Consider the following 25,399-nt stretch of genomic DNA (forward strand, 5'->3'; position numbering starts at 1 on the left):
GTGAAAATGATATAATAAACATAAGATTATCAAGTTAAGTTTTTGTTAAAATAGGTTAATTTTTAAAATATTGTTTGCAGTTGACTTTGGTTTTCAGTAGAAAAGCGAGGAAACTATATGACCGAACACTATACCCATCTTTTGCAAGAAGTACTAAATGCTGCAAAGGAATTAGCTATTCAAAAACACAATTATCAAGTGGACATTCCGCATGTTTGGACAGTGCTGACCCAGCCTCAGGCCTTTGCCTTGGAATTCTATACCGGTCTGGACCTTGATATTAATGAATTTATCAGCGTCATCAATCAGGAACTAGCCAAGATTCCTGTATTTTTACATACGGATACGAACCGCTACGGACGTCAGTATAGTCAACGCCTCAAGAATCTTTTGGATGATGCAGAGGCTGAAAGGGCGGAACTGAGGGACGAGGTGGTAACAGTAGAGCACCTGATTCTCAGTCTATTTCATCAGCAGAGAAATCCGATAACTGTCTTTTTGAAACAGGCAGGAATTGATAAGGAGCTAGTTGCAGCAAAGTTGAATAAGGCTCGCCAAGGCAAACGAGCAATCTCTTCAAACCAGGAAAGTCACTATCAGGCCCTGAACAAATATGCGACTAACTTTAATCAGTGGCTGGCTGACCAGACCGATAGACAGGTAATTGGTCGAAAAGACGAAATTGACGATATTATCCGTGTGCTGTGTAGGAAAGAGAAAAGCAATGCCATTCTCCTAGGCTTTCCAGGTGTTGGAAAATCCAAAGTGATAGAGGGGTTTGTTAAAAGATTACTTGCAGATGATGTTCCAGAAAAATTGCAGGGCAAAGAAGTTTTCAAGTTAAATCTGGGCGGACTGATTGCCGGGACTAAATATAGAGGAGAGTTTGAAGAGCGCTTCAAGGCTGTTTTGGATGAGGTGCTGGCTGCTAAAGGGAAGATTATTCTTTATATTGAGGATATCCATCAAATCGTGACAGCAGGTCGGACAGAGGGTTCTCTTGATGCAGGCAATCTTTTAAAGCCGCTCTTGGCTCAGGGACAGATTACTATCATCGGAACCACAACTTTTGCTGCCTATCGAGAAAGCTTCGAGCTAGATCAAGCTTTGGAGGGGCGCTTCCAGCGCATTCGCATTGAGGAGCCTGATCAAGATAAGGCATTGACAATTCTGCAAGGACTGCGGCAGAATTACCAGGACTTTCACGGAGTTTTCCTGACGGATGAAGCTCTGCAGGCAGCGATTAGTCTTTCAATTCGTTATCTGTCAGATCGTTATTTGCCTGATAAGGCACTGGACTTGATTGATGAGGCTTGTGCTGTCAAGAAAATCCAGCTAGCTCAAGCGGAAACTGAACGACCATACGTCAGTCGTGAAGATATAGCCAGTATCGTAGAACGTATAACGGGAATCAAAGTGCAGGGAATCATGGACAATGAGCGCGAACACCTGTTAAATCTAGACAAGCTTCTGCGCCAGAGAATTGTAGGGCAAGACCAAGCTGTTCAAAAGGTTTCGGAGGCCATTTTACGCTCGAGAGCTGGAATTCAAAATCCAAAGCGTCCTATTGGTTCGTTTCTCTTTCTGGGGCCGACTGGAGTCGGGAAGACTGCTCTGGCAAAAGCCCTTGCTGAGCGGCTGTTTGGCAATGAGCTAGAAATGGTTCGGCTGGATATGTCTGAATACATGGAAAAACATGCCGTGGCTCGTTTAGTTGGTCCGCCACCAGGCTACGTAGGATTTGAAGAGGGAGGACAGCTGACAGAAGCTGTCCGTAGGAGACTTTATTCGATTGTCTTGCTGGATGAGATTGAGAAAGCCCATCCGGATGTATTCAACACTCTGCTGCAAGTATTGGACGAAGGACGCTTGACAGACTCTAAAGGGCGTACTATTGACTTTAAAAATACTATTTTGATTATGACAAGCAATATTGGCTCCCAGCAGATTTTGGAAAGTCTCAAAAGTGAACAGGGACTGACTGCTGAAACGCAGGAAGAAGTTCTGTCCTTGCTGCAACATAGCTTTAGGCCAGAGTTTTTAAATCGGATTGACGATACGTTTATTTTCAACCCTCTAAGGGCAGAAGATATGATCAATATCGTAAAAATTATGGTCCAGCAACTTCAGGAAAGGTTGGAACATCAGAAGATTCAGCTTCATCTGAGCGAAGAAGTCTATGCTTTTTTAGCCCAGAAAGGTTACCAACCAGAATTTGGTGCCCGTCCTATTCAAAGAAGCATTATGCGCTATCTAGAAACGCCTTTGGCTCGTTATTTGGTCGAAAATAAGGAAACAACTGAAATGACAGTTCAAGTCGGTTTGAAGGATGGGCAACTGGATTTTAATTATTTGCTATAAGTTTCTTCTAAAAGTAAGCGCTTACTATGTATATACGAAGAAAAACAAAGAAAGGGGGTTCATGGTTTCTGAGCAGACTCTATCCTGAGATTTTGAAATGAGTCTTAGGTATACGTAAAATAATGAGATGCTTTTTGTATCTATAGCCGACAGCAATCATTTTGATTGTTGGAGCACCCTTTGCATTTTATGAAAGGAGGAGAGTTTTGTCTGTTTATGATGTTTTGATTATCGGTGCTGGACCGGGTGGTTATGTGGCTGCTGAAGAAGCAGCTCGTTTGGGCAAGAAGGTGGCCGTAGTAGAAAAGAAGTCTATCGGCGGAACCTGCCTGAATGTGGGATGTATACCGTCTAAGGCCTATCTCCAGCACGGTCATTGGTTGCTGACAATGGAGGAAGCTAGGCGTTATGGCATTGAGAGCAAGCTTGAAAGGATTGATTTTGAGAAATTGGTAGACCGAAAGAATCAGGTTATTGCCAGTTTGCAATCTGGAATTCATGCTAGCTTTAAGTCTTTAGGTATTGAGTACATAGAAGGTCAGGCCAAGTTTGTCAAAGACCGAACTTTCTCCGTCAATGGTAAAGAAATCAGTGGCAAAGATGTGATTTTGGCTACTGGCAGTTATCCTTTTGTGCCTCCTATCAAGGGATTGGAACAGGTTGACTATCTAACGACGGATACGTTTTTTGACTTGAAGGAGCTTCCTGAGAAGTTAGTCATTATCGGAGGTGGCGTTATCGCAATTGAGCTAGCTTTTGCTATGGCTCCTCTGGGTGTTGCTGTCACTGTTATTGAGGTTGCGCCGGAAATCCTTTTGACTGAAGAAGCAGAAGCGCGACATGTGATTCAAAAGAAATTAAAGAAAATGGGGGTGATGATTTATCAGGGAGCGCAGATAAAGGAAGTAACTGCTAATTCTGTCTTACTTGAGAACGAGCAGGTTGCTTTCGACCATCTTTTGGTCGCTACTGGCCGCAAACCAAATCTAGAGCTAGCAAAGGATATGGGATTAGCCTTGACAGAACGGAATTTTGTCAAGGTAGATCAATACTACGAAACATCCAAAGAGCATGTTTATGCTATCGGTGATCTCTTGGAATCTTATATGCTGGCTCACGTAGCTAGTGCAGAAGGAATAAAGGCTGTAAGAGCTATCTGCCGGAGAGCTGAAGAAGCAGTTGATCCGCTGGGTGTTCCCCGTTCACTCTACACCAATCCTGAAGTAGCTTCTTTTGGTCTCAGCAAGGAAGAGGCTGAGAAGGCGGGCTATGATGTTCTGGTCGAGCAGCTGCCTTTCTCTTATAATGGGCGGGCTATCGCTATAGGTGAGACGGAGGGCTATGTCAAGCTAATCTCAGAAAAGCAATACCATCTTCTGCTAGGTGCAGTCATCGTCGGTCCGAACGGTACAGATCTTCTGCAGAATTTGATTTTGCTGAGGCAGGCTGAAGCAACGCTGGATCAAGTTCTTGAAACGGTTTTTGCTCATCCGACCACATCAGAACTAATACAAGAAGTCGCAAAAAGACTCGTTCAGGACGATTAATGAGGAGGTAAAAATATGTCAAATTATAAAGATTTACCACAACGATTGACCAAAACAAGAAACCAAAGTGCTGTATCAGAGCTAGTCGATTTAAAAGTCCATGATGCTACCGAAGTTGAGGTGGAGCAGATTTCAAAAGAAAAAGCCAAGACCATGTATAAAACCATGTGGGATATCCGTAATTTTGAGGAAAATACCCGGCGTTTCTTTGCTGCAGGACAGATTCCTGGCTTTGTTCACCTTTATGCTGGAGAGGAAGCGATTGCTACCGGCGTCTGTGCCAATCTGACAGACAAGGACTATATTACCAGTACTCACCGGGGACATGGTCACTGTGTTGCTAAGGGCGGTGATTTAAAGGGAATGATGGCAGAAATTTTTGGCAAGGAGACTGGACTTGGAAAAGGAAAAGGCGGATCTATGCACATCGCCGATTTGGATAAGGGGATTCTCGGTGCCAATGGTATGGTTGGTGGAGGCTTTGGTCTAGCAACTGGTGCTGCTATGCGTAACAAGTACTTGAAAACAGACAGTGTAGCTGTCTGCTTCTTCGGTGATGGTGCAGCCAATGAAGGAAATTTCCACGAATGTCTCAACATGGCAGCAATTTGGAAACTGCCGGTTATCTTTGTCAATGAAAACAACTTCTTTGCAGAATCGACACCGCAATGGTATTCTTCAGCGTCTGGCACCATTGCTGAGAGAGCGGCTGCTTATAATATGCCCGGCGTTCGGGTTAATGGTAAGGATTTATTCGCTGTCTACCAAGTAGCCAAGGAAGCTGTAGAGCGGGCTCGTAGAGGTGAAGGACCTACCTTAATTGAAGCTGTAACATATCGCGATCATGGTCACTTTGAAGGGGATGAGCAGAAGTATAAGGCTTTGGAAGGTGAAGAAAAAGACTGGGCTGATGTGGATGCTCTGGACGTCTTCCGTGACTACGCTATCGAGCATGGCCTCTTGACTGAAGATGAACTTGATGCCATCTTAGAAGAGTCTCGAAAGGATGTGGAAGAAGCTATCAAATTTGCTCAAGACAGTCCTATTCCTCGTCCCGACTCTCTGCTGGAAGATGTATTTGCTGATTGATAGAAGGAGGTTGATCAAATGGCTAGACAACTGTTATTTATGAAAGCAATCAATGAAGCGCTGGATCAGGCAATGGCAAAAGATGACACCGTAATCCTTCTGGGAGAAGATATTGCTGGCGGTGTAACAATCAAGCACTTGGAAGAAGAAAACGAAGATGCTTGGGGCGGTGTAATGGGTGTGACCAAGGGACTGATGCCAAAATATGGCCGAGAGCGGGTGATTGATACTCCGATTTCAGAGCACGGATACGTGTCAGCTTCTGTTGGAATGGCTCTGACTGGCTTGCGTCCAGTACCGGAGCTGATGTTCAATGACTTTATCGGTTTCTGCTTTGACGCCATTCTGGGGCAAGGCTCAAAAATGCGCTATATGTTTGGTGGCAAGGCCAAGGTTCCGATGACAATGCGGACCATGCATGGGGCAGGAGCTTCGGCTGCAGCTCAACACTCGGGTTCATATTACGGTCTCTTTGGATCTATACCTGGCATAAAGGTAGTTGTTCCAGCAACTCCGTATGATGCTAAAGGGTTACTGCTGGCTTCCATTGAAGACGACAATATCGTGATTTATTCAGAAGATAAGACTCTCTATGGTATCAAGGGAGAGGTACCAGAAGAATATTATACAGTTCCAATTGGAAAGGCTGCTGTCCGCCGTGAAGGAACAGACCTCACTATCGTTACTATCGGTAAAATGCTTTATGTTGCTTATGAGGTAGCGGATCGCTTGGAAAAAGATGGTGTTTCGGTTGAAGTGATTGACTTGAGAACGGTAGCCCCTTGGGATGAGGAGACTGTCTTTGAATCAGTCAAGAAAACTGGACGGCTGATTATCGTTGATGAATCAAACCCTCACAATAACACAGCGACGGATATTGCAGCTGTAGTGACTGATAAATGCTTTGATTATCTGGACGGCCCAGTGAAATGCGTCTGCGCGCCAAATGTGCCGGTACCATTTGCGGTGAATCTGGAACAGCTCTATATCCCTAATGCTGATAAGGTTTTGACTGTTGCTGCAGAATTGATTGACGATCTGAAGAGATAGAAGGGAGGCAAGTATGGCTACAGAAATTGTAATGCCTAAGCTAGGCTTAACAATGACCGAAGGTCTGATAAATAACTGGCTGGTCAAGGAAGGCGACACCGTAGCTGCTGGTCAGCCTGTCTTGGAAATCAGTTCTGAAAAATTGACCAGCGATGTAGAGGCGCCAAGCGCAGGAGTGATTTTAAAAATTATCAGTCAGGCGGGCGATACTGTCCCGTGCAAGAAAGTAATTGCATGGATTGGTGAAGCGGGAGAATCTATTCCAGGTATGGAGACGGAAGAAGTCTCTGCGAATAAATCAGAAAGTGAAAAGGGGGTAGTTGATGCAGGGGTTGGACTAGCAGAAAAAACTGCCGCAGCAAGTTCCAACTCAGCCGGAAACAGTGAACATGGACGTATTTTCATCACTCCTCTTGCCCGCAAGATTGCTAAGGAAAAAGGATATGATATTTCCATGATTTCAGGAACGGGAGGCAATGGCCGTATTACCCGACGAGATGTGGAAAATTATAAACCAGAGGCACTCCCAACCCAAGCACCTGAAAGTAGCTCAGCAGTCCTTCAGCCGGCTAGTCAGGCTGACTATGGCGCAGGATTGACAGGTATGCGTAAGACTATTGCAGAGCGGATGATGACCAGTCTCCAGACATCGGCTCAGGTGACCTTGCACCGTAAGGTGGATATCAGCAAGCTGATGACCTTTAGACAGGATATGAAGGATAAGGTGGCTTCTCCACTAGAAAACGGAGAAATCAGCATCACGACTCTGCTGACAAAGGCAGTTGCCAAGGCATTGAAAGATCACCCTCAGCTCAACGCTTGGTATTTCAATGGTCAGTATCAGGAAGTAGAAGATATTCATATCGGTATTGCGACTGCGCTTAGTGATGGTCTGGTGGTGCCAGCCATTCGTCACGTGGATAAGCTAACGCTGGCTGACTTGGGCTTAGCTATTAAAACAGAGGCCAATCAAGCTCGTAAAGGCACTTTAGATCCAGCTCTTTACTCAGGTTCAACCTTCAGTATTACCAATCTCGGGGCAGCAGGGATTGAGTATTTCACTCCTATTCTAAATACACCAGAAGTGGCGATTTTAGGAGTTGGTGCCCTGCAAACGGCGCTGGCTCTTGACAGCCAAGGACAGGTCTACGAGCAGAAATACCTGCCGCTCAGCTTGACTTTCGACCATCAAGTCGTAGATGGTCAGCCCGCAGCGGAGTTTCTAGCTAGTCTAGCGGACAAGTTGGAGTCTCCTTACGACTTGGTTTTCTGATAAAAGAATGAATAATGAATTTCATTCCTGAATGATAAAGAAAAAGGCCAGCTGTTTATATCACTCATTAACAGTTGGCCTTTATGTATTCTATCATTCTCTTGCTTCAAATTTATAATGTTTAGATAAGGAAATGACAGAATGATAGGGAGTAAGTTCTAAGGCTCTAAGTAGGTGAATCAAGCTGCAGTATAAGATAAATTGAATGACGATAATGGGAGAAAAATATCAGTGAGGTAGAATATGAAGGTTGCCAAAACATTAGTCTTAGAATATCTAGAGCAAGAATTACTAAAGAATAATAAGCAAGGCCTTGAAACGAAAGTAATTGCTGCTGCTTTAGGAATGCAACGCTCAAATGTGAGCACTATTTTGAATCAATTGGTAAAAGAAGGGATACTCGTTAAAGGAAATACACGGCCAGTTCAATACCAATTAAAAGAGATATTTGTGGAAAATCCCTTGGATTTTCCAAGCATTATAGGTGAAAATGGCAGTTTGCGAACAGCCATCCAGTTAGCACAAGCAGCTATTCTATACCCAAATTATGCCCTTCCAGTTCTCATTTTATCCGAGGTCGGTGCTGGTAGAACTCACTTCGTTAATAAAATGATGGAGTTTGCTATTAAAAATCAAGCGATTAGTAAACCTCAGTTGTTTGAAAAAATTAACTGCTTAGACTATATTGATGTTCTGGATGATTTGCTGAAGTTGTTATTTGGCTCAGAGGGGACGAAGTCTGTATTTGAGAAAGTAGCAGAAGGAATTTTATTTATAGATAACATACAGGTTCTATCTTCGGCGGATCAAAATAGATTGATTTCCTGGCTGAATCACAGAGAAGGAGAACAAAAGAGACGTCAGAAGAAAGGTTTGGTAATTATCGGAAGTAGCGCTAAGCTATCTGAACATTTATCCAATAAACTTCCTGTTGTAATCCAGCTGCCTTCTTATCCGAATCGACCGATTAGTGAAAAGCTAGAGTTACTAAATTACTTTTTAGCTATCGAATCAAAGAATTCTGCGCATGATATTCAAGTACCGCGTGATGTCATTCATTCCTTCATCCTATCAGCGAATATTAGCAATATAAAAGAATTAGAATATGCAGTTCGAACTGCTTGTGCCAATGCTTTTGTAAGAAGTCTGAGGTCGGAGCTAAAAGATTTAACACTTAGTAATGACGATTTGCCCATTCCTTATCAAGGAATTCGGCATTTAGGTGGTCATAATGTAGTTAAAATCGATGAATTGATTGGCAAACGTAAGGTGCTGATTTATGATAAGGAGTTGGGATTGCTGGATTTTCCAGAGCAAGAGTCGGATGATTTATATAACAAAATTAAATCAGAATATTCTCAGTTATCAGAAAGAGGCATTGAGCAGGATGATGTTTTTGAGGCAGTGAGAAACTATATTCAAAGCTATATTGAATACAAACCTTTTGTTAAGAAAGAAGATGAGTTGGAAAATCTTAATCAGCTTGAGACGATTGTTTCTGCTGAAGTAATCCAGTTGGTACAAGCCTTTGTTCTATCTGTTCAAAAAGAACTCAATATAGAGCTTAATTCGACGGCATATTACGGCATCAGCCTTCATGTCAATGCGATGCTTAAGCAGAAAGGGTCTTTAAATCGGCAGTTGGATAATGATGCTATTGTGAAAGTGATTCGGGATTATCCAATAGAGTATGCACAATGTTCTAAATTTGCTAGGCAGCTAGAAACAAGATTTCAACTAGCTGTTCCAATAGATGAAATCGTCATCCTAACCATGTTTATTATTGAATCCGAAAAGAAACAAGATAGTCTACGACCTATCTTGCTCTACGTTCTGCATGGTAAAGGGGTTGCCAAGTCCTTGGCTGAGTCAACCAAGATGCTGACTAAAAATAGCCAAGTGTATGGCTTTGATATTCTATTAGAAGAATCTCTAGAGGAAAGCTATTGTAAATTAAAAGAGCAAATTGAGGAGCTAGACCAAGGTTTAGGGGTCATCGTCCTCTATGATATGGGATCAATTAAGGAAATGCTGGATAAAATTCGAGAAGAAACTCTGATTAAAATCAGAGAATTTGAAATTCCCATTACTATGATTGGCATGGGGATTGCACGGCGCTGTTTGATAGAAAATGATATTGACAGTGTCTTTCACGCTTTTCATATGGAAATGAATCAGCTTTATAAAAATCGGGACCAAGAAAAAATCATCATTACACTCTGTTATACCAGCGAAGGCGGTTCTCTTCAGCTTAAGCACTATCTTGATCAGTATTCAAAGCTGGGTTACCGTGTCATTGCGTTGTCAGTTGCTAATAAGGAGATGTTGATTGAGGAAGTGATGGCCTTAAGGAAGACCTATCAAGTTCATGCTTTTGTTGGAACTTTCGACCCTCAAATTATGGGCATCCCTTTCATTTCTATTAAAGATGTTTTTGAGCAGCCCAAGGAGCACCTAGATAAATTATTGATGTTTGTACCGACCTCTGTCAATAGCTACGATTATGAGAAAGTTTACCAATTTTTAGAAGAGCAATTTGTCTATACTTCCTTAGCTAAGATTAAAAAGATTCTTCCTGCTATTTTAGATGAATTTGATTTTTATTATCAGCTGACAGAGGAGCAAACAATAGGTTTGTTTGTTCATATTTCGTGTCTAGTGGAGCGAACCCTTTCAGGAGAATGCTTGAAGAAGAGCAGTAAAGAAATTGCTGGTGTTATCGAGAAATTCCCTGATGACTATAAGCACATTAGGAAAATCATCCGAACAGTGGAGCGAAACTTTAAGATTCTTATAGATGACGCAGAGGTCAGTGTTTTAATTCAGATGCTGCGCAAATTATAAAATTGTAAGTTGGAGTCGCAAACCAATAAAAAAGCACCTAACTCTCATTACCTTTTTAGTCGGGATTTACATTTCCGATTTCTGTGGTAATGTTGTGATTTAGATGCTTTTTTACATGTGCTCTTGCACAAGATTATGCAGCCATTTCCCTGAGAAGACACGAGGGATGCCCCAGATTGGTTTGAGAATATCTTCGCCATTTATCACAAGAAAGATTAGCCAAATGGGAGCCTGCAGGCTAACTAGGACATAGCCAAGTGGAATGCTGAAGAGCCAAACAGGTAAAATATCTAGCAGACAGGCATAGTTGGTATCGCCTCCGCTACGTAAAATCCCAACGATTAAAACAACACTAAAAGCTTTTGGGATAAACAACAGGGCATTTAACTGAATCATCAAGATGGTTAGCTGCTCTGTCTGATTGCTTAAGTTGTAGAGTTTCAGGGCTAAAGGCATGGCCCAGATGAGTAGGACGCTGACGATGAGTCCGATGAGAGGTAATAGAAGTAAGAAGCGCTTGGCATCTTGTAAGGCTTTTTCTATTTGATTCTCTCCGATAGTATTGCCTAGCATAACAGCTACGGCATTTCCCGCACCGCGTACAAAGACAAATCCAATTTGGGCAATGGCGCTAGCAATCTGGGTAGAGGCCACTACTTCAGTACCTAATAGTCCGATAATGGCCAAGCCAATTGATGTTCCGAGCGACCAGGCACCTTCATTGAAGACGACTGGTAAGGTTTTTTTCAAAAATTGATAAACAAAGTCTTTGTGAAAGGCAAAGAGTTCAGTTATGCTAGCTGCTCCAGCCATCCTTGTTCGATAGACACCAAATACTAACAAGCAAAGCTCCAGCAATCGAGCTATAAAGGTAGCAATAGCAGCACCAACCAGTCCAAGTTTAGGAAATCCAATAAGTCCAAAAATAAGGACGGCATTGCCAATGATATTGGTCGCCATGGATAGGAGACTAGCAAGAGTTGGTAAGAAAACTTCATTACTGCACCGACACATAGTAGCCAGAGAAGTTGTAATAGCTGTCATCAGGTAGGTCCAGGAGACGATAGATAAATACTGGGCGCCCAACTGAATAGCTTCGGTATCATGAATATAAAAACCAATCAGTTGCTTGGGAAAAAGTAAAGCGACTAAAGTAAAGGAAGCGGAGATGAGCCCGCTCAGCATATAGACTAATCCCAAGGTTTTTCTCATATCAGCAATTCGCTGGGCTCCCCAGTATTGGGCCATGAAGACAGAAGCTCCGCTACCGATACCAAACTGTACAATAGTCAAGAGAAAGAAAATCTGGTTGGCAGCACCAGCAGCTGCGATTTGTTTTTCCCCTAGCTGTCCAATCATGACAACATCAGCTAGATTGACAGCGCTGGCTAGTAGAAATTGAAGAGAAAACGGTAGACTGAGACGTAAGAATTGTTTCAGAAATGTTTTCTTTTCACTCACTCTCCCACCTCCTTTCGTTTCAAATAGGATAAGCAATCAGTATGTCTAGTAACATGATATCTAGAAAGTTTCTGCTTTTTTTGAATTGGATGATTCTGATTCCTCATAAATTTCGCTATTTCTATCTGATAGCTTGAAATAAGCCTCAAGTTTAGTGATAATAGGCAATTTGATCAACAAAAATTTGACAATCTTTGTCAGCTTCTGTTTGAACCTCTACATTCTTCAATTCCTTTTCAGGATAAGGGTTTTGAATAGGAAATGCGAAGAAAGTTTGTTGCTCTTTTTGATAAGGTTTGGTGCTAAGCGAGACTTCAAATAATTGCTCATCTACCTTATAGATGGGTTCACCAGGTAAAGGTTTGGTATTGGTAGACCGATCCCATTCAACACTTGTTTTGCCAATGTTTTCTCCAAAGATAATAGGAACAGTGAACTCGGTTTGATCAGCATAGGTTAGTAGGATATTTCCGATTTGATAGGTTTCCATTTCAGGGAAGACACCGTCCACAAACCATTGGTATTCAACAAAATAGTCAGTAGCATAGCCGATTTCAATCCAGCTGGGATGCGCTAGTTTTTCAAGGCTGCGCGAGTGGTTCTGCAGGTCGGGATAGTGGTAATGGAAGAGATAAGATAAGGTTTTATCACGGATAGTCGCATAGTCTTCATCACGATAGTCATGATTCCAAAACATCTCGTAAGCATAGGCCAAGCCGAAGAAAATGACATTTCTCTGCAGGATTATCTCATTTAATGTGCTCCAGTTGGAGATGATAGCTCCCTTGCTGCCCTTCTTCAAATGCTCAGCCCAATGCGGAAAGAGATAGCCTTCAAAATTACCATAACGGATGCTAAAGCCTTCTTCCAAAACTTCATCTTCCAATGTTTCATCCAAACTCCAGAGCCAATGGAGAATCTCGACATCTTTGGGAATCTGATGAATGGCCTGCCAGGTTGCCGGCATAATGCCAACTTTTGTGCCTGTATCTTTTTTGAACTGGGGAGTGTACATGATGATTTCTGCTCCACCAAAAGGCCCTGCATCAGGAACGATAGCGTTCTTCAGTAACTTGTCTCCCCAAATCATGGTTCGGACATTTTTCTGCTTAAGGTAGTCATAAATCTTGATAATGTCCTCTGCAAAGATATCAGCTCCAGCCTTCCCTTTGCAACGCTCACACATGGCAATTGAATAGTATTCATCATGCCCGATATTGATGACTTCAGGTTCAAAGACCTCAATGATTTCATCCAGAACATCAAAGAGGAGTTCATAAGAGGCAGGATTTGATGGGCAGTAAGTGTCCGGATAAGGATCCTCAGGGATTTCTGCGATTTCAGGGTGGCCAAGCATCAGGTAGTCACAGTGGCCAAGAGAGGGAACCTCAGGAATCACCTCAAAAAATCGTTCCTTGCAGTAGAGGACCAGATCTTTCACATCATTTTGACTTAGAAACTCCCCGTCACCATTCTCCATGTGAATGGCATTCTTGTACCAAGGGAAAGTATAGTCTTGGATTTCTTTGGTCTTGCCAGAGTATTCAGCCATATCAGCACAATATTTAATCCACTCCTGATTAATTTCAGAGTGTTTTTTATATTCCATAGCACCGCCGATTTCAATCATAATCGTATTGTACTTGAAAAAAGCAAGCATATCTACAAATTGCTTGAAGAAATCCATATTCTTACGAGACGGTAAAAAGACCTTGAGGCCACGCTCGGAACAGACGGGTTCATCGTAGGCTAAGCCATAAGGCAAGTAGCCATCCTGCAACATTTGGATAATCGAAATTGCCCCATAAAATAAGCCGCGTTGGGACAAGGCATAAACGAAAATACCGTCTTCAGTAATCTTTACGATGTGCGCTTCAGTATTGGATGGATAGGGAAGTGAAAAGGACTGCATGACCTCTTGCCCGACTTCTCGAGAAATCCCTTCTATGAAATGAATGGCAGGGAAAGCCAGCTGTTTATGATTTCTTTCTCTTGGATGAGCCAGTAAGGTGTCGGTCAAAATAGGCAGAGGGCTGAATATTTGAGTTTCTTTAGTGAAATAGCGACCGTTGTTTTCTTGTTTCCAATATTGAGGTGTGATGCCTTGTTTCATAATCTACTCCTTGAACTATCTGGATATCTGCGAGTCATAAAAAATCTGGGCGCAGAAAAGAAGGTATGGATCGGATTTGCTTTTTACTGAGTTTTTACTTTTCTAGCCTTCTCAATTTCTCCTTGAATCTTATAAAGATTTTCCGAAAGGCGGCCAAAGTAGAGAAGCTCTCCCATCCACTTGATGAGCTTGCTTTTTGAATTTTTTGTCAATTTATTTTGTTCTTGTTTTAGTGTAACCTCAAGCCCTTTTGAGCAAGGCTTGGTCTTGTAGGAAGTAATCGTTTTTTCACTGTGGGACGAGATTTGAATGACGTAGGTTTCATGGCGACGATAGTCCAGAATCTCATAATCAGTCTTGGTATAGACATTGTCTGACAATTTTGAGTAACGAAGTCCTTTCTTTAACCTATCTATCTTTTTTGTTTGATTGTCAGTTTGATTGATTTGATTCAGAAACTCGCTTTCCAAGAAGTCATAAAATTCATCTGAAGTGACTTGGAGTTCTCTAATAATCTTCATAAATTAAGTATATAATAAGCCCTTGCGGAAAGTAACCCCCTGAGGAAAAAGAGACGGATTTTAATGAATTTTTATACTCTTTAGCTTTGTGTTATACATTATCATAAAAAACGATTAATTTTTATACACTAATTTTACGATAGGTTCTAAAATATATTAAGGGAACTATTTAAAAATAGCAGAGTAGCAGAGGTAAAGCACGCAAGAAACTGTTGCTTTAAATTTTTTATAATAAATTGAGTATGAATGGCATTTGAAAATGGATACACTAAGCTAGAAAACTGTATATTAAGACAATATAAACGCTTTTGACAGTAGAATAGAGCTATAGTAAACTTTGGGTAAGAAGTCAAATTGAAAGGAGGAGTTTGTATGGAAGAATGGAATAGTTCAGCGGAGATTATTGCCATGTCCTTAATTGCCAATTCTGGTGCAGCCCGATCCTTAGCTTTTGAAGCACTTAAAAAAGCAAAACTAGCAGAATTTGATGCAGCTAAGGAATTAATGGATGAGGCAAATAGTGTAATTTTAAAGGCCCATCATTCCCAAACAGATTTATTGCAGGAAGAAGCACAAGGAAACGGTCATCAGTTGAGTATACTGCTTGTTCATGCACAAGATCATTTTATGACGAGTCTCTTGGCCATTGACCTTATCACTGAGATGATTGAGCTGTATTCCAATCGAGAAGGAGAAAGACAATGAAAATCTTATTAATATGTGCAGCCGGAATGTCCACGAGCATCCTGATGAAAAAAATGGAGCAATATGCAAATGACCAAGGTATTGACCTCGATATCAAAGCGGTCGGATTGATGGACTATCAAGATTATGCTCAGGACTATGACGTAATTTTATTAGGTCCTCAGGTTTCTTATAAACTTGATTCTGTCAAAGAGACAGTTTCAAAACCTGTTGCCACCATCCCAGCTATGGATTATGCAATGGGAGATTGTAAGAATATCTTTCAATTAATTAAAGTAATATCTTAAGGAGGTTTTTCTGATGGAAAAATTCTTTAACAGTAAATTCATGACCAAACTTCAGGAAATTGGTTATAAACTGGCCAACAACGTGTTTATACAGTCTTTACAAGCTGGATTAGGATCTCTCTTGGGATTGATTACCGTGGGTTCCTTATTTCAAGTCTTGGCTGCAATTGGAAATGAAACAGCTTTAGGCTGGTTCAAAACTGGGGATGCAGTGTATAATACATTGACCTTGCCTTTCCGCTATTCGATGGATTTTATTTCTATCTGGGTTGCTATCTTCTTTGCTTATCATTATGCTAAGAATTTGAAATTGAAATCTCCTATTATGGCTGCGGTTGATACAGCAGTTACTTTCATGCTGGTAGCAGGAGCTTTTGTTGATACTGAAAAATTCTCCGGACTACAATTAGACTATCTTGGGTCACAAGGTATGTTCATCAGCTTCTTTATCGTCTTTGTAGTCGTACAGATTGAAAAATTCTGCTATGAAAAAGATATTAAAATTAAGATGCCAGATGTAGTGCCGCAATTTCTTCAAGATAGTTTTGGTTCTATTTTGCCAGTATTTTTCTCCATCACTCTCTTCCTCTTACTAAATGTTGGTATTGGTGCTTTGACAGCAGGAGCTTACAACGTTCCGTCTGGTTTTATGGCTCTCTTACGGGCACCGCTTGGCGCTGTATCATCTGTTCCAGGTATTGTGATGCTTTGTATGTTAGCGCTGGTTCTTTGGTGCTTCGGTATTCATGGTACCCTCATCATTATTCCAATCATTTCTCCACTTGGGATTCAAGCGGCAACGACCAATGCTGCTCTTCATGCGAACGGTCAGCCAATGCAATTCTTCCCAGTCTTACTCTACACTTCCATGGCTTTAGTTGGTGGTACAGGAAATACCTGGGCCCTGGTCCTGATGGGCTTGCGCTCAAAATCCAAACAAATTAGTGCCGTTTCTAAGATTTCGCTCATTCCTGGGTGGTTTGGTATCAATGAGCCGGTAACATTTGGTATGCCAATTATGTTCAATCCAATTCTTTGCATCCCTTATGTACTCAATGTGCCAATTATGATGATCTTGACTTATTTTGCTTACCAAACAGGCTTTATTATTCCTGCTTGGATAGTGGTTAGTGCACAGTTGCCAATGGGATTCAGCAACTACTTGACAACCCTTCGTTGGCAAAACTTCGTTTGGGACTATATCTTGATTTTACCAGCTATGTTAATCTACTATCCATTCTTCAAGAAATACGAAGAGCAATTGGTTAAGCAAGAAGCTGAAGCGGAAGCAATAGAAGCCAAAGGAGGTGCAGCAGCTTGATTGATGTGACAAAATTTTCCAGAGACTTTCTCTGGGGATCGGCTTCAGCTGCCTATCAAGTTGAAGGAGCTTGGGATGAAGATGGTAAGAGTCTGTCTATCTGGGACGTCTTTGTTCGCCAGCCTAATAGGACTTTTAAAAACACGACTGGCGACGTGGCAGTGGATCATTATCATCACTATAAAGAAGATGTTAAACTAATGGCAGAAATGGGTCTGAAAGCTTATCGTTTTTCTATTGCCTGGACCCGTATTTTACCTGAGGGACGAGGAGAGGTTAACCAGAAAGGGATTGAGTTTTATTCAAATCTGATTGATGAACTTCTCAAATATAATATCGAACCCATTATCACAATCTATCACTGGGATTTGCCTCAAGTACTGCAAGATGAGTATGGAGGCTGGGAATCCAGAAAGATAATCAATGATTTCCTGTATTATGTAGAGGTTCTCTTTGAAAACTTTGGAGATCGAGTAAAGTATTGGATAGGACTTAACGAGCAAAATGTCTTTGTTGGACTCGGCTACAGAGATGGCTATTTCCCACCAGGGATTAAAGACATCAAGCGAATGCATCAAGTCAATCACATTGTTAACTTAGCTAATGCGACGATTATCAAACGATTCCATGATTTAAAAATAAAAGGTCAAATCGGTCCAAGCTTTGCTTTTCCTGTCCTCTATGCTCTGGATAATCGGCCAGAAAACGTTCTAGCTATGGAGAAATCTTTGGATGTTAATGTTTGGTACTGGATGGATGCTTATCTATTGGGACGTTATCCAAAGACAGCTCTAGCTTATTTGAAAAATCAATTCAGTATAGAATTAGATATCCGAGAAGGAGATTTAGATATTTTAAAAGCAGGCCGTCCAGATTTCATAGGCGTCAACTATTACCAATCCCATACTTTTGCTGCTAATGTACCGAATGCTGAGGCTGGAGAGCCGGACCAGTTTAAGCATGTGCCAAATGAACACTTAGAGCGTACTAGCTGGGAGTGGGAAATAGATCCAATTGGTTTGCGAATTGCTTTACGGCGGATTACCAGTAGATATGACATCCCGATTATGATAACTGAAAATGGGCTAGGAGAGTATGATACCTTAACGGAAGATAGAAAGATCCAAGACCCATATCGGATTGAATATCTTGACAAGCATATTACAGCTGTACAAGACGCCATAGAAGATGGTTGCCAAGTCATCGGCTATTGTACATGGTCTTTCACAGATTTACTTTCATGGCTCAACGGCTATGGCAAGCGTTATGGATTTGTTTATGTAGACCGTGATGAGGAAGAAGGTGGTAGTCTAGAGCGGATTCGAAAAGATAGTTTTTACTGGTATCAAAAATTAATTAAAGAATTTGAGAGCAAAAGAGAAAACAGTAGAAGCCATTCATAGAAAAAAGCCAGCAGTTTGTATCCCTATACACTGCCGGCTTTTCTTTTTTATTTTTCCCTCATTTCTCCTTGTGGGAAGTAGGTTCCTTCTGGCATGTCGTTAATAATGACATGGACAGCAGACTGAGGTGCGCCTGTATTTCTGACAACGGCTTCAGTTACTTCCTTGGCAAGAGCTTTTTTCTGCTCCAGAGTACGACCTTCAAATAAATCAATTCTAACAAATGGCATATTTTTTGCCTCCTTTATTTCTTTATCATTATTTTATCACAAATGAGGTTTTAAAGAGTAGTGAATTATGGTAAAATAATGTGAAGTAAAAATGGAGATAGTGAATTAGCAAAGATTTAAATTATGGCTCAGTTATACTACAAATATGGCACGATGAATTCGGGCAAGACCATTGAAATTTTAAAAGTGGCCCACAATTATGAAGAACAAGGCAAGAGCGTCGTCATCATGACCTCGGCTATCGATACAAGAGACGGCTTTGGGGTTGTTTCCAGTCGCATCGGCATGAAGCGGAATGCAATAGCTATTGAAGACCAGACAGATATTTTTGGCTATATCCAGCAGCTGCCTGAAAAACCTTATTGTGTTTTAATCGATGAAGCTCAGTTCTTGAAACGCCATCATGTCTATGATTTAGCTAGAGTGGTGGATGAGCTGGATGTTCCGGTGATGGCTTTTGGTCTGAAAAATGACTTTCGCAATGAACTTTTTGAAGGCTCCAAGCACCTCTTACTCTTGGCTGACAAGATTGAGGAGATTAAAACCATTTGCCAATATTGTTCTCGTAAAGCCACCATGGTTTTACGGACTGATAACGGAAAGCCGGTTTACGACGGAGAGCAGATTAAAATTGGTGGTCATGAGACCTATATCTCAGTCTGCCGCAGGCACTATTTTAACCCCGATATTAAATAATTCAATGACAGAATCAAAGGAGATGATGAAAAATCTATGAACATCTACGAACAGTTACAAGCAGTTGAAGATCGCTACGAAGAGCTTGGTGAACTCCTAAGTGACCCTGATGTAGTCAGCGATACCAAGCGATTTATGGAGCTTTCTAAGGAAGAAGCCAGCACCCGCGATACAGTGACGGCTTATCGAGAGTATAAGAAAGTCCTGCAAAACATCACAGACGCTGAAGAAATGATAAAAGACGCCTCTGGTGATGCCGACTTGGAGGAAATGGCCAAGCAGGAGCTCAAGGATGCCAAGGCTGAAAAAGAAGAATACGAGGAAAAACTAAAAATCCTCCTTTTACCGAAAGATCCAAATGATGATAAGAATATTATCCTTGAAATCCGTGGTGCTGCAGGAGGAGACGAAGCGCAGTTGTTTGCAGGAGAACTCTTGCAGATGTATCAAAAATATGCTGAAAGCCAAGGCTGGCGCTTCGAAGTTATGGAAGCTTCTTACAATGGTGTAGGTGGAATCAAGGAAGTGGTTGCTATGGTCTCTGGTCAGTCCGTCTATTCAAAACTTAAGTATGAATCTGGCGCTCATCGCGTACAGCGGGTTCCTGTAACTGAAAGCCAAGGCCGCGTTCACACCTCGACGGCGACAGTTCTAGTCATGCCAGAAATCGAAGAAGTAGAATACGACATTGATCCTAAAGACCTGCGGGTAGACATCTACCACGCCTCAGGTGCTGGTGGACAGAACGTCAATAAGGTTGCGACAGCAGTTCGTATCGTCCATCTGCCAACCAATATCAAGGTCGAAATGCAGGAAGAGCGGACCCAGCAGAAGAACCGGGATAAGGCTATGAAAATCATCCGGGCTCGTGTAGCAGACCACTTTGCTCAAATTGCTCAAGATGAGCAAGATGCAGAGCGCAAGTCCACGATTGGTACAGGCGATCGCTCAGAGCGGATTCGTACCTATAATTTCCCGCAAAATCGAGTGACAGACCATCGTATTGGATTGACCTTGCAAAAGCTAGACACGATTTTAGCTGGCAAACTGGATGAAGTCGTTGACGCTCTGGTTCTCTATGACCAAACGCAAAAACTAGAAGAGCTGAATAAATAATGATGCTAGCTCAATATTTGGCGGAGCTAGAGCAGGAGCTGGTAGCAGCGGGAGAAGAAGCAGAAAGCCTGTCTTTCGTTTATCGGGCTCTCAATAAGCTCTCCTTTACCGACTTTGTTCTCAAACTTCGGACAGAAGTCAGCCAGGAAGACTATAAACAGCTAAAAGCAATTCAAGAGCAGCTGCTTGCTCACAAGCCAGCTCAGTATCTCATTGGCAGCAGTGATTTTCACGGTCTGAATCTCAAAGTTGATGAGCGGGTTCTAATTCCTAGGCCTGAGACGGAGGAGCTAGTGGAGCTGATTTTGTCAGAAAATCCCGAAAGTTCTGTGTCTGTCTTGGATATCGGTACGGGTAGCGGAGCCATTGCTCTGGCACTGGCAAACAGCCGTTCAAACTGGCAGATTACTGCTTCTGATCTCTCGGGCCATGCTCTTGCCTTGGCAGCAGAAAACGCTCAGTCTTGCGGCCTTAACCTTGCTTTTGTCCAATCTGATTGCTTGGATACAATTCAAGGAAAATTTGACATCATCGTCTCCAACCCGCCCTATATTTCAGAAGCAGATAAAGACGAAGTTGGACTTAACGTTTTGACCTCAGAACCTCACATGGCCCTCTTCGCGGAGGAGGATGGCTATGCCGTCTATCGGAAAATAGCCGAGCAGGCAGGAGACTATCTGACAAAAAAAGGAAAAATCTATCTGGAAATTGGTTACAAGCAAGGAGACGGTGTCAGGGAGTTATTGAAAAAATCTTTTCCCCAAAAACGAATCCGAGTTCTGAAGGATCAATTTGGCAAAGATAGAATGGTGGCGATGGACAATGAATAAGATAGAGAAGACTCTGGCAGCAGGCGGAGCAGTTGTCCTGCCGACAGAAACAGTTTATGGCCTCTTTGCCCAGGCTTTGAATCAAGAGGCGGTTGAACGAGTCTACGAATTAAAACGAAGACCTCGTGCAAAGGCTCTTAATCTCAATGTGGCTAGCTTGGAAGAGATTTATGCTTTTTCTAAGAACCAGCCCAGTTATCTAAAGCAACTCTATCAAACCTTTCTGCCTGGGCCGCTGACTATTATCCTCCAAGCCAATGACCGAGTGCCTGCTTGGATAAACTCAGGTATGGAAACTGTGGGCTTTCGGATTCCTAAACATTCAGTTACCCTGGACTTGATTCGGAAGTACGGTCCCTTGATTGGTCCATCCGCCAATCTTTCTGGAAAAGCTAGTGGAACTTCTTTCCAGCAGATTATGATGGATTTTCAAGAGGAGGTCTCGGGAGTAGAAGATGATAACTTTTTGACCGGTCAGGATTCAACTATTCTGGATTTGTCTGGAGAAAAGGCTCTTATTTTACGCCAGGGAGCCATTACCCGCGAGGACATTCTCGCACAAGTAAAGGATATAAAATTTTAACTTTTAGGACCTAAGGTCCTATTTTCGCAAAAGAAGGGAGACACCTTATGATTTTTGACCAAGAAGACTACAAAGCATTTGACCCAGAGATTTGGGAAGCAGTTGCTAAAGAAGAAGAACGTCAGCAGCATAATATTGAGCTGATTGCTTCAGAAAATGTTGTTTCTAAAGCAGTCATGGCTGCTCAAGGTTCTATTTTGACCAATAAGTACGCTGAAGGCTACCCAGGTCGCCGTTACTATGGTGGGACAGATGTAGTGGATGTGATTGAGAGTCTGGCAATTGAACGAGCCAAGGAAATCTTTGGTGCCAAGTTTGCTAATGTTCAGCCTCACTCAGGCAGCCAGGCTAATTGCGCTGCTTATATGGCTTTGATTGAGCCAGGCGATACAGTTATGGGCATGGATTTGTCTGCCGGCGGCCACTTGACTCATGGTGCATCAGTCAGCTTCTCTGGTCAAACCTATAATTTTGTATCTTATAGCGTTGATCCAGAAACTGAATTGCTGGACTTTGATGCCGTCCTCCAGCAAGCCAAGGAAGTACAGCCTAAGCTGATTGTAGCGGGGGCTTCAGCCTATTCTCATATCATCGACTTTTCAAAATTCCGTGAAATCGCTGATACAGTTGGTGCCAAGCTTATGGTAGATATGGCTCACATCGCTGGCTTGGTTGCTGCAGGTCTCCACCCAAGCCCTGTACCTTATGCAGACATCACAACAACAACGACACACAAGACCTTGCGCGGACCTCGCGGTGGCTTGATTTTGACAAATGATGAAGAATTGGCTAAGAAAATCAACTCAGCTATCTTCCCAGGCATTCAGGGCGGACCATTGGAGCATGTCATTGCAGCTAAAGCAGTTGCCTTTAAAGAGGTGCTTGACCCAGCTTTCAAGGTTTATGCACAGCAGATTTTGGATAATGCCCAAGCTATGGCTCAAGTCTTCCGTCAGCATGATAAGTTCCGTGTGATTTCTGACGGTACTGAAAATCATCTTTTCTTGGTTGATGTCACTAAGGTTGTAGAAAATGGGAAAGTAGCTCAAAATCTCTTGGATGAGGTTAATATTACCCTTAATAAAAACTCCATCCCTTACGAGACTTTATCACCATTTAAGACTAGCGGCATCCGTATCGGTACAGCAGCTATTGCAGCTCGAGGCTTTGGCGTAACAGAAAGTATCAAGGTAGCCGAGCTTATTATCAAGGCTCTGGAAAACGCTGAAAACGAAGCGATGTTGAATCAAGTGCGGGCGGAAGTTCGTGAACTAACGGACGCTTTTCCACTCTATGAGGGCTTGAACTAAGATGGATATTTACGTAAAAAAAGCGATTATTCATCAATTCAGCCCAGCTGATACCGAACTGCTGCTGGCGGATAAGTTTCTCAACATTACTCCCAAGATTGAAGAATACCTGCGCAAGAAAATCGAGCGAGTCTATTCTGACGATGCTAAGACAGGTGTTTTCGATCCTGAAAACGTCTTTTTAGCCCAGCTTTCAGACGACCTATTGGAAACATCAGTGACAGTTGCCAAGCTCTGGCAGGAGGAGTTTTCTGTCAGTGAAAACCAGAAAACCAACGATCTGATTTTTGTCCAGTTTGACAAAGAAGGTGTGGAGCACTTTGCTTTTCTGCGGATTGCTCTGCGGGAAACACTTACTCACTTAGGTGGTGAGGTTGACAATCCCATCAAGCTGACGCAGAACAATCTGCCTGGCTTTGGTACGGGTGCAGACGAGGCTTTGGTCATCAATCTCAAGTCTCGCAAGTACCATCTGATTGAAAAACGCATCAAGTATAACGGCGCCTTTCTCAATTATATGTCAGACAATCTCTTGCAGGTCAATCCGACAATCTCAGCCAAGAAATCAATCAAAGCGCTTGAGAAGACTGCTCAAAAAGTTGCCGAAAGCTTTAATAAAGACGATTTCCAGTTCCAGTCCAAGGTCAAATCAAGTATTTTCAAAAATTTGGAAGAAAATGATGAACTGTCGCCTGAAAAACTGGCTGATGATCTTTTTGACAACAATCTGACTGCCCGACTTACCTTTATTGACCAAGTCAAGGAAGCTATTCCTGAGCCAGTCAAGTTTGATGAGATTGACAGCAGCCGCCAGAAGAAAAAGTTCGAAAATCAGAAACTCTCCCTTTCAAATGGAATTGAGCTCATCGTTCCCAATAATATATATCAGGACGCAGAGTCGGTAGAATTTATCCAGAACGACAACGGGACCTATTCTATTTTGATTAAGAACATCGAGGATATCCAAAATAAATAATGTTTAAATTTCTAAGAAGACTGATTCTAGTCCTTTTCGTGCTCTTTGCCGGCTATAAGATTTATCAGGTTCATCATGATGTCAAGCAGGTCATGAAGTATCAGACTTTGGTCAGAGAAGTGCTGGACGAGCAGGATACAGCGGCCAATGAAGAATTGGTACTGGCCATGATTTATACAGAGACCAAGGGAAAAGACACCGATGTCATGCAGTCCAGTGAAAGCGCGACTGGTCAGACTAATGCCATCACGGACAACAAAGAAAGTATTCGCCAAGGAGTTCAGGCCTTATCTGATAACCTAGAGTTAGCCAGCGAGAAAAAGGTCGATGTTTGGACAGCAGTACAAGCCTATAATTTCGGTCAGGCCTATATCGACTACGTCGCTAAAAACGGTGGCGAAAATACGCTGGAGCTAGCCAAGAAATATTCCAAAGATGTGGTAGCGCCAAGCTTAGGAAATGTAACTGGCAAGACCTACGGCTACTATAACCTGATTTCAATTTTCCACGGTCCAGAACTCTATATCAACGGCGGTAATTATTATTATTCCCGTCAGGTCAAGATGAACATGCACATCATGCGCCTCTTAAAATGGTTTTAGAAAGAAGTTTTCAAGCTTCTTTCTTTTTTTGATGGTGAAGTAATAATCCAGATATTTGTAACCACCATGGATACATGATATAATTTTGTACATCTATCATAAAAAGGAATGAAAAATGAACAAGAAACTTGGTTTTAAGCTCCTCATTCTGGTTTTGGTGACAATTGCCGGTCTAACAGCTTTTTACAACCATAAAGAAGCCACTAGCCTCAATACAAAACAATATGTACAGTCAACAACGCCGACCTTATTTTTTCACGGTTTTGGATCCAGCTCTAATGCTGAAAATCATATGACAGAGGCAGCCAAAAAAGCTGGAGTCACTCAGACAATTATCACAGCAAATGTCAGTAAAAACGGTCAAGTAAGCTTATTAGGAGAGATACCGAAAGATGCTATCAATCCCATTATTAAGGTAAACTATGAAGATAACCGCAATGCCGACTACGCTCAAGATGGCAAATATGCAACAGCCGTGATTCGCAAGCTAAAAGAAACTTATGGCTTTGATAAGATGAATCTAGTAGGCCATTCGATGGGGAATATGTCCATCCTCTTTTATATGTTGGAGAACGGTCAGGATGAAAAGCTGCCCGAGCTGCAAAAGCAGGTCAATATTGCCAACCATGTTAATGGTCTGCAAGGAAGGGACTTGCCTGAAGATTTGACAATTCTAGACGACCAAACTGGCCAGCCTAGTGCTATGAGCCAGACTTATCAAAAACTACTGGGATTACGAGAAATCTATCCGCAAGAGCAAGTAGATGTTCTGAACATTTACGGTGATTTTAAAAATGAATCCGACGGTTCTGTCCTCAATATTTCTTCTCGCAGCCTCAAATATCTCATGGTTGAAAATGCCAAATCTTACCAGGAAAAGAAAATCACAGGTCAGTTGGCTCAGCACAGCCAATTGCATGAGAATCCAGAAGTAGACGAATTACTGATTGACTTCCTTTGGAAAAAGTAGGAAAGAGCAGTTACTGGCAAGCAAATCCAGTGACTGTTTTTTCTTTGAACTTCTTTGAGAAATGTTGTAAAATGTATCTATTATCTCAAGCCCTCAATGGATGAGATAATA

At 42.1% G+C, this 25,399-nt stretch carries 22 protein-coding genes; 18 read left to right on the forward strand and 4 right to left on the reverse strand.

Going from position 1 to position 25,399, the window contains the following annotated elements:
- Nucleotides 1–117 precede the first annotated feature (117 nt).
- From RP262_RS01230 to RP262_RS01255, 6 genes are all read left to right on the forward strand, one after another.
- Nucleotides 118–2,361, forward strand: a complete 2,244-nt coding sequence (locus RP262_RS01230) for an ATP-dependent Clp protease ATP-binding subunit (RefSeq protein WP_311154035.1) — start codon at nt 118–120, stop codon at nt 2,359–2,361.
- Nucleotides 2,362–2,567: 206 nt separating this feature from the next.
- The gene (gene lpdA / locus RP262_RS01235; protein ID WP_311154036.1) at nt 2,568–3,908 is read left to right on the forward strand and encodes a dihydrolipoyl dehydrogenase; all 1,341 of its coding nucleotides are present in this window, start codon (nt 2,568–2,570) and stop codon (nt 3,906–3,908) included.
- Nucleotides 3,909–3,923: 15 nt separating this feature from the next.
- Entirely contained in the window at nt 3,924–4,997 is a 1,074-nt protein-coding gene (locus RP262_RS01240; protein ID WP_311154037.1) for a thiamine pyrophosphate-dependent dehydrogenase E1 component subunit alpha, read from the forward strand.
- Nucleotides 4,998–5,015: 18 nt separating this feature from the next.
- Nucleotides 5,016–6,047: an alpha-ketoacid dehydrogenase subunit beta gene (locus RP262_RS01245; protein ID WP_002915247.1), complete on the forward strand. Its 1,032-nt coding sequence runs from the start codon at nt 5,016–5,018 to the stop codon at nt 6,045–6,047.
- 13 nt (nt 6,048–6,060) lie between these two features.
- Nucleotides 6,061–7,320 carry a dihydrolipoamide acetyltransferase family protein gene (locus RP262_RS01250; RefSeq protein ID WP_311154038.1) on the forward strand — a complete coding sequence of 420 codons (1,260 nt, stop codon included), beginning with the start codon at nt 6,061–6,063 and terminating at the stop codon, nt 7,318–7,320.
- Nucleotides 7,321–7,563: 243 nt separating this feature from the next.
- Nucleotides 7,564–10,164 (forward strand): PRD domain-containing protein, encoded by a 2,601-nt coding sequence (locus tag RP262_RS01255; RefSeq protein WP_311154039.1) that lies wholly within the window; start codon nt 7,564–7,566, stop codon nt 10,162–10,164.
- 111 nt (nt 10,165–10,275) lie between these two features.
- On the opposite strand, the gene RP262_RS01260 is transcribed toward RP262_RS01255, so the two are convergent.
- The 3 genes from RP262_RS01260 to RP262_RS01270 form a co-directional block, all read right to left on the reverse strand.
- Nucleotides 10,276–11,661, reverse strand: coding sequence for an MATE family efflux transporter (locus RP262_RS01260; protein WP_311154040.1), 1,386 nt, complete (start codon nt 11,659–11,661; stop codon nt 10,276–10,278).
- 115 nt (nt 11,662–11,776) lie between these two features.
- The gene (locus tag RP262_RS01265) at nt 11,777–13,738 is read right to left on the reverse strand and encodes a family 20 glycosylhydrolase (protein WP_311154041.1); all 1,962 of its coding nucleotides are present in this window, start codon (nt 13,736–13,738) and stop codon (nt 11,777–11,779) included.
- 83 nt (nt 13,739–13,821) lie between these two features.
- Nucleotides 13,822–14,259 (reverse strand): DUF3284 domain-containing protein, encoded by a 438-nt coding sequence (locus RP262_RS01270; protein WP_311154042.1) that lies wholly within the window; start codon nt 14,257–14,259, stop codon nt 13,822–13,824.
- A 372-nt stretch (nt 14,260–14,631) separates the two neighbouring features.
- Between RP262_RS01270 and RP262_RS01275 the strand changes: the two genes are divergently transcribed.
- Genes RP262_RS01275 through RP262_RS01290 form a run of 4 tightly spaced genes read left to right on the forward strand, consistent with a single transcriptional unit; the run spans nt 14,632 to nt 17,975 of the window.
- Complete coding sequence (locus RP262_RS01275; protein WP_002895529.1) at nt 14,632–14,964, forward strand: PTS lactose/cellobiose transporter subunit IIA; 333 nt, start codon at nt 14,632–14,634, stop codon at nt 14,962–14,964.
- Complete coding sequence (locus RP262_RS01280) at nt 14,961–15,251, forward strand: PTS sugar transporter subunit IIB (protein ID WP_311154043.1); 291 nt, start codon at nt 14,961–14,963, stop codon at nt 15,249–15,251. The genes RP262_RS01275 and RP262_RS01280 overlap by 4 nt, the downstream gene beginning before the upstream one ends.
- A gap of 13 nt (nt 15,252–15,264) precedes the next feature.
- Entirely contained in the window at nt 15,265–16,572 is a 1,308-nt protein-coding gene (locus RP262_RS01285; protein ID WP_002924728.1) for a PTS sugar transporter subunit IIC, read from the forward strand.
- Nucleotides 16,569–17,975, forward strand: a complete 1,407-nt coding sequence (locus tag RP262_RS01290) for a glycoside hydrolase family 1 protein (protein ID WP_311154044.1) — start codon at nt 16,569–16,571, stop codon at nt 17,973–17,975. Before RP262_RS01285 ends, RP262_RS01290 begins: the two co-directional genes overlap by 4 nt.
- A gap of 47 nt (nt 17,976–18,022) precedes the next feature.
- Here RP262_RS01290 and RP262_RS01295 read toward each other — a convergent pair whose 3' ends face one another.
- Nucleotides 18,023–18,223: a 4-oxalocrotonate tautomerase gene (locus tag RP262_RS01295; protein ID WP_223322810.1), complete on the reverse strand. Its 201-nt coding sequence runs from the start codon at nt 18,221–18,223 to the stop codon at nt 18,023–18,025.
- 105 nt (nt 18,224–18,328) lie between these two features.
- Here RP262_RS01295 and RP262_RS01300 point away from each other — a divergent pair, with 105 nt between their 5' ends.
- From RP262_RS01300 to RP262_RS01335, 8 genes are all read left to right on the forward strand, one after another.
- Nucleotides 18,329–18,901 (forward strand): thymidine kinase, encoded by a 573-nt coding sequence (locus RP262_RS01300; RefSeq protein WP_311154045.1) that lies wholly within the window; start codon nt 18,329–18,331, stop codon nt 18,899–18,901.
- A gap of 36 nt (nt 18,902–18,937) precedes the next feature.
- A complete protein-coding gene (gene prfA / locus RP262_RS01305; protein ID WP_311154046.1) occupies nt 18,938–20,017 on the forward strand; it encodes a peptide chain release factor 1 in 1,080 nt (359 codons plus the stop codon).
- Entirely contained in the window at nt 20,017–20,847 is an 831-nt protein-coding gene (gene prmC / locus RP262_RS01310) for a peptide chain release factor N(5)-glutamine methyltransferase (RefSeq protein WP_311154047.1), read from the forward strand. Before prfA ends, prmC begins: the two co-directional genes overlap by 1 nt.
- Entirely contained in the window at nt 20,840–21,430 is a 591-nt protein-coding gene (locus tag RP262_RS01315) for an L-threonylcarbamoyladenylate synthase (protein WP_311154048.1), read from the forward strand. Before prmC ends, RP262_RS01315 begins: the two co-directional genes overlap by 8 nt.
- A gap of 47 nt (nt 21,431–21,477) precedes the next feature.
- Nucleotides 21,478–22,740: a serine hydroxymethyltransferase gene (glyA, locus tag RP262_RS01320; protein WP_311154049.1), complete on the forward strand. Its 1,263-nt coding sequence runs from the start codon at nt 21,478–21,480 to the stop codon at nt 22,738–22,740.
- A gap of 1 nt (nt 22,741) precedes the next feature.
- Nucleotides 22,742–23,716, forward strand: coding sequence for a nucleoid-associated protein (locus RP262_RS01325; protein ID WP_125434573.1), 975 nt, complete (start codon nt 22,742–22,744; stop codon nt 23,714–23,716).
- Complete coding sequence (locus tag RP262_RS01330; RefSeq protein WP_125341686.1) at nt 23,716–24,318, forward strand: lysozyme family protein; 603 nt, start codon at nt 23,716–23,718, stop codon at nt 24,316–24,318. Before RP262_RS01325 ends, RP262_RS01330 begins: the two co-directional genes overlap by 1 nt.
- Nucleotides 24,319–24,433: 115 nt before the next feature.
- On the forward strand, nt 24,434–25,288 hold the full coding sequence (locus RP262_RS01335) for an alpha/beta hydrolase (protein ID WP_311154050.1): 855 nt from the start codon (nt 24,434–24,436) through the stop codon (nt 25,286–25,288).
- Nucleotides 25,289–25,399 lie beyond the last annotated feature (111 nt).

It is taken from the genome of uncultured Streptococcus sp., assembly GCF_963456385.1.
GTDB lineage: Bacteria > Bacillota > Bacilli > Lactobacillales > Streptococcaceae > Streptococcus.